Below are 13,107 nucleotides of genomic sequence, written 5' to 3' on the forward strand. Positions count from 1 at the left end.
TCATATGAAACACTTAACTTTTGACCGCAACGAACACCTCTACACCAGTACCGCGTTCGCTGAACTGGTCAAAGATGCGGTCAGGTTTTTCAACGGAACTCCCGTGCACACACTCCCGCCTCCTGAAACCTTTGGGGGAACGGGCGTGTATGCCATCTATTACACCGGGCAGCATCCGGCGTATCAGAAATATGCAGAGTTGAATCGTCTTGCCTACAACTTCCCTATTTACGTGGGCAAAGCCGTTCCCAAAGGTTGGCGGCAGGCGCGATTGTCAGATGATGTGTTGAACCAGTCGAAGGAATTGCACACCCGCTTACGTGAACATGCCCGCAGTATCGGCGCGGCAAGCAGTCTGGCAGTTGAAGATTTCATGTGCCGTTTCGTCATCTTTGAAGGTGAAGCTTCGGATATGATTAGCACGATTGAAGCGGCACTGATCAAACTCAATATGCCGCTGTGGAATACGGTAGTGGATGGTTTCGGCAATCATGACCCCGGCAAAGGCCGTTACGAACAGGCTAAATCTGATTGGGATGTCATCCATCCGGGGCGTGCTTGGGCGGAAAAGTGCAAAGGGGTGCATTCCTCCGCAGCCACCATTTTTGCACGGGTTAATGTTCATCTGAATCAGTTGGGTAGCCAGTCATGAAAACGCTGGAACTGTTCTCCGGTGCAGGCGGATTGGCAAAAGGATTGGAGCTTGCTGGTTTTCATCACGTCAAATTGGTGGAATTCAATAAACACGCTTGCGCCACCCTGCAAGCTAATTTCGGTGCGGAAAAAGTCTTCGTAGGGGATATTCGTGATTTCAGCTACGACGGCTTGAAGGGTGTGGACATCGTAGCAGGTGGCCCGCCCTGTCAGCCGTTTTCCTTGGGTGGCAAGCATCAGGCGGATCAGGATCATCGCGATATGTTCCCCTATGCCATCAACGCCATTCGCGAGCTGCAACCCAAAGCGTTCATTTTTGAAAACGTAAAAGGCTTATTGCGCTCATCCTTCGCTGATTACTTTGAATACATTGTGCTACGCCTGACCTTTCCCGACTATAAACCCAAATTCGGATTGGATTGGCAGTTACACCTGCAATTACTCAGAAAGCTCAAGTACGAAACCCATCAAGGGCTGAAATACAAGGTGGCTTATCAGCTTGTCAATGCGGCGGATTACGGTGTGCCGCAAAGCCGTGAACGGGTGTTCATGGTCGGTATCCGTGATGATCTGGAGGTGGAATGGGTATTTCCTGCTCCAACACATTCCGATAGTCGCTTGTTGTGGGACAAATTTGTGACAGGCGAATACTGGGAAAAATACGGTTTGGCGCATGAGCAGCGTGAACAGCCGAATGCAGCAATCCAAAAGCAAGTAAATGCGCTCAAAACCCGTTATGGTTTGTTCCCGCCTGTGCTGAAACCTTGGCAAACCGTGCGTGATGCGTTGGGACATTTGCCAGACCCGCGCTCTGATCATGCTATTCCTGATCACATTTTCCGTGATGGCGCACGGGTGTATCCGGGGCATACTGGCAGTGATCATGACTTGCCTGCCAAAACCTTGAAAGCGGGTGGGCATGGCGTACCGGGTGGCGAAAATATGCTGCGTTACCGTGATGGCTCGGTGCGCTATTTCACTGTGCATGAAGCCAAGTTGCTGCAAACCTTCCCGGCAGATTTTTATATCGAAGGCGCGTGGGGCGAAGCAATGCGGCAGATCGGGAATGCCGTGCCAGTGCATTTGTCCCAAACACTCGGTAAGGCTTTGCGCACAACATTGCAGCAAGCCAAACCAGCGTTTGAACAAACAATGCCGTTGGCTTTTGCGGTAGGTGCATGATCGCTATGAGTGTTTTATTTTGCAATCACGAAACCAGACCCTACACTGGTATTGTACTTGAACGCATCAAGCACTTGCCACCCGGCGGAAAAATGGGTGATTTACCCCCGCATTTGCAACATGAAAGTTTTGTGCGCACGGGTGCAAAGAAAACAGGCGGCCCCAACATGCGCCTGCTGCGTTTGGAACACGACAAACCCGCATTGACAGTAACAGCGTACATTTTCAATAAGTTTGTCCACCCAACAGAAGATCGTTATTTGACCCCACGCGAAGCCGCCACCTTGCAGGATTTCCCAGTAGACTACGTTTTTATGGGAACACAAGGGCAAATCCATCAGCAAATCGGCAATGCTGTTCCGGTCAAATTGGGTAAAGCGATTGCAGGGGAAGTGGCTAATTACTTTGTGAAGCAAGGGCAAACGGGGCAGATTAACATCGCCTCCTATTTTTGCGGGGCAGGTGGTTTAGACTTGGGATTTGAACAGGCTAGTCATGCGCTTGTTCAATTTAAGACCTGCTTTTCGACGGATATAGAAGAGCCTGTAGAAAAAACAATTTGTAAAAACAGACCAGAATGGAATTTTCAGCGTGCCGACATTCGGGAGCTTGAACCGGAACAGGTGCGACTATCCATCGGCAGTAATCCCGATGTCATTATTGGCGGCCCACCTTGCCAGCCTTTTAGCGTCGCAGGCAAGCAGAAAGCGACCCATGACCCGTTAGGTATTTTATACCGCGATTACATCCGCCATATTGCCTACCTCAAACCTCGGATGGTGGTAATGGAAAATGTCTATGGTCTTGCGCAAGTCAAGAGTGCCAACATGATTGAAGAAATCTACCAATCATTTGCGGACATCGGTTACGACGTGACCCACAGCGAGTTGATGGCGGCTGATTACGGCACACCTCAAAAACGGCGAAGGCTATTTTTTGTGGCGGCGCAAAATTTGGCAGGTTTCCATTTTCCAGAGCCGACACACAGTGAATATGCCAATCTTTTAGGACTACCACGTTACGTGGGAGCGGGAGAAATACTCGCAACCTTACCACCTGCCAGCTTCAAACCTTAGTTTAGTTGGCATTCAGCATTTAGGAGAGTAAAATCATGACGCTTAATTGGGATAACCCACTTGCCGCACCCGTGCCGCGCACGAACGGCTATCAACCGGCTTTTAGTTTTGACGAAGTGTTTGTTGAAGAACCTACTGTGGAGGTAGATGAAAGTGAGCTCAGTGCAAAAACCCAAGTTGCAGTTAAATCGCCAACGGAGTCGGCGACGCTTGCAACGGCGGTAACAGAGGCGGCTTCTCACAGAACTGTAGAAGCCGCTCCAACGGTCAGCGCTACCCGCCAGCCGTCTGCACCAGAGACTTTCAAACCTCAACAGCCGATCAGTAGCGCTGACAAGCGCGTGATCAATGGCAGTGGCGACATCAACCAACTTGCGCCGTTCAAATACCCGTGGGCATGGGATTTTTTCCTCAACGCCAACAAAAATCACTGGACACCGCTCGACATCAATATGGCGCAGGATGTGCATGACTACCATCACAACCTCAGCCCCGCCGAACGTCACGTTTATGAAAACGTGCTGGCTTACTTGACCACTTCCGACATTCTGGCGATGCGCAATATTGGCTTGGCAGTCATGGAAAAAATGACCGCGCCGGAATTGCAAATCTACCAAGCCCGCCAAGTGTACGAAGAAGCCCTGCATACCTGGACATACCAGCATTGCATCGAAACCATCGGCTTGGATCAGGTGGAAATCTATAACCGTTACCGCGTCGTGCCGGAAATCAATGCCAAAATTCAACTGGCGAACCGGCGCTTAAACGATGCGCTGCGCCATGACATTGACCTGAAGAATCGCGACGATCTGCACAATTTTGTAATGTCGTATACCTTCTTTTCAGGGATTTTTGAAGGCTGCTGGTTCTACAACGGTTTCTCACCGATTTTTGCGCTGCAACGTCGGGGCATGATGAAAGGTACGGGTGAGCAATTTCAATACATTATGCGCGATGAAGTAATGCACGCTTCGTTTGGTATTCGCGTGGTGCGCCAAATCATGCAGGAAGAAAACGTGACACTCGACCCGCAAGCGGTGCGCGATATGTGGGATGAGGCGGAAGCAGCAGAAATCAACTATTCCAAGTACATCCTGCCGACGCCGATTTTGGGTTATAGCCAGCAAGACCATCACGAACAGTTCCGTTTTATTGCGAACCGTCGGGCGCGTCAGTTGGGCATGGCAGAACCGTTCCCCGGTGCGCAAAATGCCCTGCCTTGGTTGGACGAGCAGTCCAATATGCGTAAGGAAAAGAACTTCTTTGAAACGCGCGTGACGGAATACCAAACGGGCGGGGCGCTGAAGTGGGATTAAGTTTGCGCTTGCCCTGAAACAAAAAAAGCCCGAATTAACCGGGCTTTTTTTGCGCATAAACGAAAGCAAGAGCACCATCCCGAAGAATGATGCCCTTGCTAGGACTGTGAGCAGGTATTCCCGCCCTAAGTATTATTTCGCAGCAGCAGGTGCAGCAACTGGCGCTTGTGGTGCAGCCATTGGCATAGCAGGAGCCATTACAGGAGCGCCGTAGCCAGCTTTGGAAGAGTTGCCAGTACCGTAAGCGTTGCTGTTGCCATCACCGTAGCCGTAACCATTGCCAGCGCCGTACCAGTCGCCGTTGCCTTTGCCGTTAGCAGCCATGTCGGTATCCAGATTAGTGCGGCCTTTGCCTTTGAAAGTGATGCTGAAATCAACTTCACCGTCAGCGTCGCCTTTACCACGACCCCAGCCGTTTGCATCGCCGTTGCCTTTGCTGTAGCCAGTGCCGTTACCAGCAGTAGAAGCAGTGCCGTTACCAGCCGTGTTGCCAGTTGCAGAACCGTTGTCGAAGCCGTCAAAGAATTCAGCAGAAGCAGCGCCAGACAGAGCGATCAGAGCAGAGAAAAGAATAGCTTGTAATTTCATGAGTGTGTTTCCTAGCAAATTTGTGTGTAAGTTCAATATGAGAGTATTATAATATTAGAGTTTTCTAATGTAAAGTGATTTTTTACGGTTTGGAGAACTTTTTGCAAATCGTCTGACAAACGGGTGCAATGCTGCGAAAATGCTAAGCTTTATGCCATGAGTGATGTTATGTCTGAGACATTATTGCGCTTGCGTGCTGAGTTAATCGCCGCTGGGCAGTTTTTTCATGCTAGGGGTTGGGTTCCGGCGACTAGCAGCAATTTCTCTGCCCGCTTGGGTGCTGACGAGATGCTCATTACCAGTTCCGGTCAGCATAAAGGGCGGCTGGATGAGCACGGGTTTTTGCGAGCAGATTTGCAAGGCAATGCTTTAGATGCGGGCAAACGCCCTTCTGCGGAAACGGGTTTGCATACGGTGATGTACCGGCGCGATCCGGCGATTGTTTGTGTGTTGCATACGCATTCGGTGAATGCCACCGTGCTGTCGATGCGGCTGGATGAGGTGGTATTCGAGGGCTACGAAGTGCAAAAAGCCTTTCCTAATGTTGAAACGCATGAAAGTCGTGTCGTTATCCCCGTGTTCCCGAATAGCCAAGATATTCCCGCGTTGGTGGCCGTCGTGGATGCTTATTTGGATGCAAACCCGCAGACCGTCGGCTATTTGATTCGCGGGCATGGCTTGTATACGTGGGGCGCGACAGTGGCGGATACCCAGCGGCATATTGAGGCGTTAGAGTTTTTGTTTGAATGTGTTTATCGGCAACTGCTATTAGACAGGTAACACCATGAGTGAATTGAAGATTTACGCGGACAACAATCCGCACCAAGCAGACACCTATACCGATTACGCGACCATCAGCGCCTTATTGCAGGTGCAAGGCGTGCGTTTTGAGCGTTGGGAAGCCAATGCACCGTTGTCGGATACGGCAACGCAAGAAGAAGTGATTGCGGCGTATCGTGCGGATATTGAGCGTTTAATGGCTGAAAACGGCTTTCAAAGCGTGGATGTCGTCAGTTTAACGCCCGATCACCCCGACAAGGCGCTATTTCGCCAGAAATTTTTGAACGAACACACCCATACCGAATACGAAGTGCGTTTTTTTGTGGATGGTCAGGGTTTGTTTTACCTGCATCTGGGCGATAAGGTATACACGGTATTGTGCGAAAAGGGCGATTTGATCAGCGTGCCAGCGGGGGCAACGCATTGGTTTGATATGGGAGCAAATCCACGTTTCAAGGCGATTCGCTTGTTCACCAATACCGACGGCTGGGTGGCGAATTTTACCGGCAGTGAGATTGCGGCACTGTTTCCGCGCTTGGAGAACTGATGAGCATTAAAGGCATACTTACCGACATTGAAGGCACGACCACCAGTCTGTCATTCGTGAAAGACGTGTTATTTCCTTACGCCGACCAGCAAATGGAAGTGTTTGTGGTGAAGCATCGTCAAGACCCGCAAGTCGCCAAACTCATAGATGACGTGCGACTGGAAACCGGCAATGCGGTGTTGTCGTTGGCGGGGGCGATTGCGCAATTGCGGCAGTGGATTGCGGACGATAAAAAGATTACCCCGCTAAAAGCGATTCAGGGTTTGATGTGGGAAGAAGGCTACCGCAACGGCGATTTCACCGGGCATGTGTATGAGGATGCGGTGCGTCATTTATTGCACTGGCATGAGCTTGGTCTGAAATTGTATGTCTATTCGTCGGGTTCGGTGTATGCGCAGAAGCTGTTGTTCGGTTATTCTGATGCAGGTGATTTAACCCCGCTGTTCAGTGGCTATTTCGATACGGCGGTAGGGCATAAGCGCGAGGCTAACTCGTATCAGACGATTGTGGAAGCGCTTGATTTGTCGGCAAGCGAGATCCTGTTCCTGTCGGATATTGCGGAAGAATTGGATGCTGCCGCGCAAGTGGGTTTAAAAACGTGCTGTCTGGTTCGCGAAAATCAGCCAACGGCTACCTTGCAGCACCCTTGCGTAAAAAACTTTGATGAGCTGGATGTGATGAGCATCACGTAATCAGGCTGCATAATATGACTATTATTTAAGACAATCATTTTATTTTACTGACGGGCATATCCCCCATGAATATTTTTCCGATTATCCTCGCAGCGGGTCAAGGCACTCGGATGCGTTCCGCGTTGCCCAAAGTCCTTCACCCTATCGCAGGCAAACCCATGCTGCAACACGTCGTGGATGCTTGTGCGGTATTGCAAAACCGTTGTGTGGCTTGCCACATGGCGATTGTGTATGGGCATGGCGGCGAATTGGTGCGCGAACGCATTCAAGGCGAAAACCTCAACTGGGCGCTGCAATCGCTGCAAAAAGGCACGGGTCATGCGGTCAGCCAAGCCATCCATTTGGTGGACAATGACGACGTGGTATTGATTGCGTATGGCGATGTACCACTGATTCGTTCCACGACGTTACAAGCGTTGGCGCAAGGCTTGGGCGATGCAGCGTTATGCATTTTGACCACGCAACTCGCTGATCCGAAAGGCTACGGGCGTATTGTGCGCAATGCTGACGGTTTGGTGCAGGCGATTGTCGAAGAAAAAGATGCAACTGATGCGCAGCGCCAGATTGGCGAAGTGAATACCGGCTTTATTGCCGCACGCGGTGCAGATATGAAGCGTTGGTTGCAGCAACTGACCCCGCAAAATGCACAAGGCGAATATTACCTCACCGATTGCGTCAGCTTGGCGGTAGCCGAAGGCGGTAGCATTAATACGGTAATGTGTGCTGATCCGGTCGAGGTCGAAGGCGCGAATAACCGCGTGCAATTGGCACGTTTGGAACGCGCTTGCCAACAACGTCAGGTGGAAAAGTTGATGCTGGAAGGCGTGACCGTTGCTGATCCCGCCCGTTTGGACATTCGCGGCACGGTCGAAACCGGGCAAGATGTCTTTTTGGATGTGAATGTGGTGTTGATCGGCAAGGTCAAGTTCGGCAATAACGTCACGGTGGAAGCCGGTTGCGTGATTCAGGATGCTGAAATTGGTGACAATACACACATCAAAGCGCATTCGGTGATTGAATCAGCCGTCATTGCGGAAAATTGCGACATTGGCCCGTTTGCGCGGTTGCGCCCCGGCACAGTTCTTGCTGCAAAAGCCAAGATCGGCAATTTCGTCGAAACCAAAAAAGCCATCATCGGCAAAGGCAGCAAGGTGAACCACCTGAGCTACATCGGCGATACCGAGATGGGTGACAACGTGAATATTGGGGCAGGCACGATTACCTGCAATTACGACGGTGCCAATAAACACAAAACCGTGATCGGTAACGATGTGTTTGTCGGTTCTTGCACCCAATTGGTTGCGCCGGTCAGTGTTGGCGACGGTGCTACCATTGGCGCAGGTTCAACCATTACTAAAGATGCTCCGGCAGGTGAACTCACCTTGTCCCGCGCCAAACAAATGACCTTGAAAGGCTGGCAGCGTCCAGTGAAGGAGAAAAAATAATGTGTGGTATTGTCGGCGCAGTTGCGCAACGTCCGGTGGTGGAAATTTTATTGGAAGGCTTACGCCGTCTGGAATATCGCGGTTATGACTCCGCAGGGGTCGCAGTCATTCGTGACATGGGGGATTTGGTGCGTAGCCGTGCTGTGGGCAAAGTGGCGGCGCTGATGGAACGCCTTGAAGGCGAACCGATTGACGGCAAATTAGGCATTGCGCACACCCGTTGGGCGACGCATGGCGTGCCTGCCGAACGCAATGCGCACCCGCATTTCAGCGGTGAATGGGTCGGTTTGGTGCATAACGGCATTATCGAAAACCATGTCGAACTGCGCAAACGCTTGCAGGATGACGGCTACCGTTTTGATTCGGATACCGATACTGAGGTCATTGCGCATTTGATCGACATCTTCCGCCGTCAGGGTGTGAGTATGTTGGATGCGGTGATGGCGGCGCGTTGTGAATTGCATGGCGCGTATGCAATGGCGGTGATTTCGCCCGATGAGCCGGATACGCTGATCGTGGCACGTCAAGGCAGCCCGCTGGTGCTGGGCTTGGGGATTGGTGAAAATTTCATTGGTTCAGACATTCAAGCACTGTTACCCGTAACTAGCCGCTTTATTTATTTGGAAAATGGCGATGTGGCGCGAATTACGCGCAAGAAGATCGACATTTTTGACCTGAATGGCGAGCGCGTGGAGCGTCCGGTACGCGAGTCGAATGCGTCGATGTGTTCGGCGGAATTGGGCGACTACCGCCATTTCATGCTGAAGGAAATCTTCGAGCAGCCGCAATCGGTGACGGGGACATTGGAAAACCGGTTGGCAGGTGATCACGTTTTGCCTGCATTGTTAGGTGTGCCGGATGCGTTGGAACGTTTGGCGCAAGTGGATGAAATTCAAATCATTGCGTGTGGTACGAGTTTCCACTCAGGCTTGGTGGGGCGTTATTGGATTGAGGCGAATACCGATATTCCATGTAACGTGGAAGTTGCCAGCGAATACCGTTACCGCCGTCAGCCGCCGCGCAAAAACATGCTATTCGTGACAATTTCACAGTCGGGCGAAACCGCTGATACCTTGGCTGCATTGGAAAAGATCAAGGAAAATAACGGTGCATTGGCAACGTTGACCATTTGCAACGTGGCAGAAAGTTCCTTGACGCGCGAATCCGATATGTCATTGATGACAATGGCGGGGCCGGAAATCGGCGTGGCTTCGACCAAAGCGTTTACGACGCAATTGGTGGCGTTGCAATTGCTAATGGTATTGCTGATGCAGGCCAAGGGTGCGGATAAAGCGAAAGTCGCGCAAATGGTGGCGGATTTACGCAAATTGCCTGCGCTGATCGAGCAAGCGTTGGATTTGAACCCGAAAATCGAAACGCTGGCAGAACGTTTCATCGAGAAAAATCACGCGCTGTTCTTAGGGCGTGGCGAACTCTACCCGATTGCGATGGAAGGGGCGCTCAAGCTCAAGGAAATTTCCTATATCCACGCCGAAGCCTATCCTGCCGGTGAACTCAAGCATGGGCCACTTGCGTTGGTCGACAGCGAGATGCCGATTGTCACGGTAGCGCCTAACACTGCCTTGTTGGAGAAACTAAAGTCCAACTTGGAAGAAGTGCGTTCGCGCGGTGGTGAGTTGTATGTATTTGCCGACCGCGAGGCGCATATTGTGGCAGCGGATAATTTGCATGTGTTGGAAATGCCACACGTCCCTGAAATGCTGGCACCGATTGTGTACACGATTCCGTTGCAATTGTTGTCCTACCACGTTGCCGTGTTGAAAGGCACGGATGTGGACAAGCCGCGCAATTTGGCGAAATCCGTGACCGTCGAATAGTATTGAAGAATCCTATGGTAAAGAGGGTTCAGTATTGAATCCCTTCACTGTCAGTTTTGTGGTAATTTTAGTACACTCTTATATTCTAATGAACCAGCGGCATGATCGCTGGTTTCTTTTTAGGTAATGTGTATGAATTTAGGTGGAGGTATACACCACAATGGGTAGCTGGCTAGTGTCGCTGTTAAGCGACTGGAAAGACCGTTTCACGCCATACAAAGACTGGATCGGCGAGTTAAAGAATCCGGCGGTATTGAAAGCCGATGCCATGGCGGGTTTGACCGTGGCACTGGTATTGATTCCGCAGTCAATGGCATACGCGCAATTAGCAGGTTTGCCGCCTTATATTGGCTTGTATGCTTCCTTTTTGCCGGTCATGGTGGCGGCGATTTTTGGTTCTTCACGGCAGTTGGGAACGGGGCCGGTGGCGGTGGTGTCGTTGATGTCGGCGGCGGCGATGCAACCCTATGCGGCTTTAGGGCCGGAAACGATGATTGCTTACTCGGCGATGTTGGCGTTGATGATCGGTGTTTTCCAGATGTCGCTGGGCTTATTGCGCTTAGGGGTATTGGTCGACTTCTTGTCACATCCGGTGGTGGTCGGGTTTACCAATGCGGGGGCGTTGATCATTGCTACCTCGCAGTTGCCGAAGATTTTTGGGCTGAATGTGAAAGCCGATCAGTTTGAACATGCGTATGAGTTTTGGTGGGCAACCGTAACGTCATTGACTGACACCAAGATGACGACGTTGATGATTGGCGTGTTTGCGTTGACGACGCTGATGGTTTTGAAAAAATACGCACCACGCTTGCCAGGGGTGCTAATTACGGTAGTGATTACCACGGTGCTGTCGTGGGCTGTGGATTATGAGGGCATGGGCGGTAGTGTGATTGGAATTATCCCGCAAGGTTTGCCAACGTTTTCCATGCCGAATGTCAGTCTGGATTTCAAAACCTTGAGTTCCATGATGATGACGGCGGTTGTGATTGGTTTGATCGGTTTCGTTGAAGCTATTTCGATTGCTAAAGCAATGGCTTCCCAAACCCGTCAGCGTTTGTCAGCGAATCAGGAACTGGTCGGGCAAGGCTTGTCGAATATCGTGTCGGGTTTTTCCAGCGGCTATGCGGTTTCGGGTTCGTTCTCGCGTTCGGCGGTGAACTTTGCTTCTGGCGCACTGACGGGATTCTCCTCGGTGGTTACGGGTTTGCTGGTGGCGCTGACATTGTTGTTTTTGACCCCGTTGTTGTATCACTTGCCTCAAGCGACCTTGGCGGCGGTGATTATTATGGCGGTGGTTAATTTGATTAAAGTTGCGCCGATTAAGCACGCTTGGAAAGTCGAGCCGCACGATGGCGTGGTCGCCGTGGTGACGTTTATTGCGACTTTGGCATTTGCACCGCATTTGGATAAAGGTATTTTGTTAGGCGTGGTGTTGTCATTGGGCTTGTTCTTGTACCGCACCATGAGTCCAAATTTAGTGGAGGTGGCGCGTCATGAGGATGGTTCAATGCGTGATGCAGCGGCTCATGGTTTGAAAACCAGTGATACCGTAGCAGTTTACCGTTTTGACGGGGATTTGTATTTTGCGAATACCGGTTATTTGGAAGGCAAATTGCTGAACAATGTGGCGAAAAAACCAGGGTTGAAAGTATTGATTCTGGACATGGAATCCATTGACCAAGTGGATTCTACCGGGGAAGAGATGCTCGAAAAATTGGCGGATCGCTTGAAATTTGCGGGTATCGAGTTCTACATTGCGCGGACAAAATTGCGGGTATACGAGGCATTCCAGCGTTCTGGGTTGGCGAAGCACATTGGGGAAGAGCGCTTCTTCCGTGAGCGTAAGTATGCCATTGATTATGCGAAAGAACAGTTCGGCGATGCCATCGACATTGAGCCGTTTAAGCACTATATGCCAGCGTAACAAGACTGTATCGCAGCATAAAAAAGGCCACCTAATGTGGCCTTTTTTATGCGTTAATCCAAGGCAATGGTGACGGTTTTATCAACATTGGCTTCGACTTTGAAAATGGCTTCTTTGATGATTTTTTCCTGCGTGACGGTAGCCCGGTAACGCCCGGCAGGTAAATACACCGTTCCGCTGTGGCGCTGTGCCAGCTCCGCGACGGGTGTGGGCGGTGATTTGTTATCATCAAGCTTGAAGACCGACCAAGAAACCGGCAGCAGGATGGATTGATTGTTAGCGGTTGCGACCAAGGTCACGCGATTAGCAGAGGCTGAGCCTGCGATCACCATGAGGATAGCTCCGACAGTGATAGCGCTAAGGGTTGTTATGCTTGGGTAAGCAATACGTGAGTGCGAAGACATATGACACTTCCTAGGAAATAAGCGGTTGAGTTGTTGCTATAAAATGCTACTTTAGGGTATAAAAAATTACCACTAACAGTAGTGTAATGCAATTTTTAGGCAGTTGCACTAGGGTTTCACAGCGTTTAACCCAGTATTTTCACTAGGTGAGCGGCTTTGATAAATCAGGTTCGCGTCCATTCGCCGGATTTTCCACCGGATTTTAGGAGCAGGCGGATGCTTTCCATGCACATACCTTTATCAATGGCTTTGCACATATCGTAGATGGTGAGCAGGGTAATATTCACGGCAGTTAAGGCTTCCATCTCAACACCGGTTTGCCCGCGTGTTTCGACGCTGACCTGACAGTGGACAGAAGCTGTTTCAAGGTGCGGGGTTAATGCAATGTCAACTTTGGTCAAGGCCAATGGGTGACACAGCGGAATCAAATCGGCTGTTTTTTTGGCTGCCATAATGCCTGCGATGCGGGCGATGCCGAGTACATCGCCTTTTTTGTGGTCGCCTTGCAGGATTTTTTCCAAAGTACGGGGCTGCATGGTAATGCGCCCCTCGGCAATGGCGATGCGGTGAGTGAGATTTTTTTCACCGACATCAACCATGTGCGCTTGGCCTTGGGCGTTGAAATGCGTGAGCTGCTGCTCATTCATGGCATCGCTCGGCA

13 protein-coding genes are annotated in these 13,107 nt (G+C 50.8%); 10 read left to right on the forward strand and 3 right to left on the reverse strand.

The features are described 5' to 3' along the window. Positions 1-4 precede the first annotated feature (4 nt). From HMY34_RS10415 to HMY34_RS10430, 4 genes are read left to right on the forward strand one after another with little or no spacing between them, the layout of a single operon-like run. Positions 5-652 (forward strand): Eco29kI family restriction endonuclease, encoded by a 648-nt coding sequence (locus tag HMY34_RS10415; protein ID WP_202715431.1) that lies wholly within the window; start codon positions 5-7, stop codon positions 650-652. Continuing rightward, complete coding sequence (locus tag HMY34_RS10420) at positions 649-1,836, forward strand: DNA cytosine methyltransferase (RefSeq protein ID WP_202715432.1); 1,188 nt, start codon at positions 649-651, stop codon at positions 1,834-1,836. The genes HMY34_RS10415 and HMY34_RS10420 overlap by 4 nt, the downstream gene beginning before the upstream one ends. A gap of 5 nt (positions 1,837-1,841) precedes the next feature. After that, positions 1,842-2,912, forward strand: coding sequence for a DNA cytosine methyltransferase (locus HMY34_RS10425; protein ID WP_202715433.1), 1,071 nt, complete (start codon positions 1,842-1,844; stop codon positions 2,910-2,912). A gap of 35 nt (positions 2,913-2,947) precedes the next feature. Next, positions 2,948-4,228, forward strand: coding sequence for a ribonucleotide-diphosphate reductase subunit beta (locus HMY34_RS10430; RefSeq protein WP_228287822.1), 1,281 nt, complete (start codon positions 2,948-2,950; stop codon positions 4,226-4,228). Positions 4,229-4,360: 132 nt separating this feature from the next. Here the strand turns inward: HMY34_RS10430 and HMY34_RS10435 are convergent, their stop codons facing one another. Then, a complete protein-coding gene (locus tag HMY34_RS10435) occupies positions 4,361-4,816 on the reverse strand; it encodes a sulfur globule family protein (RefSeq protein ID WP_202715434.1) in 456 nt (151 codons plus the stop codon). A gap of 168 nt (positions 4,817-4,984) precedes the next feature. Here HMY34_RS10435 and HMY34_RS10440 point away from each other — a divergent pair, with 168 nt between their 5' ends. From HMY34_RS10440 to HMY34_RS10465, 6 genes are all read left to right on the forward strand, one after another. Next, entirely contained in the window at positions 4,985-5,596 is a 612-nt protein-coding gene (locus HMY34_RS10440) for a methylthioribulose 1-phosphate dehydratase (protein WP_202715435.1), read from the forward strand. 4 nt (positions 5,597-5,600) lie between these two features. After that, positions 5,601-6,143: a 1,2-dihydroxy-3-keto-5-methylthiopentene dioxygenase gene (locus HMY34_RS10445; protein WP_202715436.1), complete on the forward strand. Its 543-nt coding sequence runs from the start codon at positions 5,601-5,603 to the stop codon at positions 6,141-6,143. Further along, a complete protein-coding gene (gene mtnC, locus HMY34_RS10450) occupies positions 6,143-6,835 on the forward strand; it encodes an acireductone synthase (RefSeq protein ID WP_202715437.1) in 693 nt (230 codons plus the stop codon). Before HMY34_RS10445 ends, mtnC begins: the two co-directional genes overlap by 1 nt. 65 nt (positions 6,836-6,900) lie before the next feature. Next, positions 6,901-8,280: a bifunctional UDP-N-acetylglucosamine diphosphorylase/glucosamine-1-phosphate N-acetyltransferase GlmU gene (gene glmU, locus HMY34_RS10455; protein WP_202715438.1), complete on the forward strand. Its 1,380-nt coding sequence runs from the start codon at positions 6,901-6,903 to the stop codon at positions 8,278-8,280. Then, the gene (glmS, locus tag HMY34_RS10460) at positions 8,280-10,118 is read left to right on the forward strand and encodes a glutamine--fructose-6-phosphate transaminase (isomerizing) (protein ID WP_202715439.1); all 1,839 of its coding nucleotides are present in this window, start codon (positions 8,280-8,282) and stop codon (positions 10,116-10,118) included. Before glmU ends, glmS begins: the two co-directional genes overlap by 1 nt. A 160-nt stretch (positions 10,119-10,278) precedes the next feature. Continuing rightward, positions 10,279-12,042: a SulP family inorganic anion transporter gene (locus HMY34_RS10465; protein ID WP_202715440.1), complete on the forward strand. Its 1,764-nt coding sequence runs from the start codon at positions 10,279-10,281 to the stop codon at positions 12,040-12,042. Between the two features lie 53 nt (positions 12,043-12,095). Here HMY34_RS10465 and HMY34_RS10470 read toward each other — a convergent pair whose 3' ends face one another. Both HMY34_RS10470 and moaC read right to left on the reverse strand, forming a co-directional pair. After that, complete coding sequence (locus HMY34_RS10470) at positions 12,096-12,374, reverse strand: hypothetical protein (protein WP_202715441.1); 279 nt, start codon at positions 12,372-12,374, stop codon at positions 12,096-12,098. Positions 12,375-12,610: 236 nt separating this feature from the next. Then, the gene (gene moaC / locus HMY34_RS10475; RefSeq protein ID WP_202715442.1) at positions 12,611-13,093 is read right to left on the reverse strand and encodes a cyclic pyranopterin monophosphate synthase MoaC; all 483 of its coding nucleotides are present in this window, start codon (positions 13,091-13,093) and stop codon (positions 12,611-12,613) included. Between the last annotated feature and the right edge of the window lie 14 nt (positions 13,094-13,107).

This window comes from Thiothrix subterranea (genome assembly GCF_016772315.1).
GTDB classification, from domain to species: domain Bacteria; phylum Pseudomonadota; class Gammaproteobacteria; order Thiotrichales; family Thiotrichaceae; genus Thiothrix; species Thiothrix subterranea.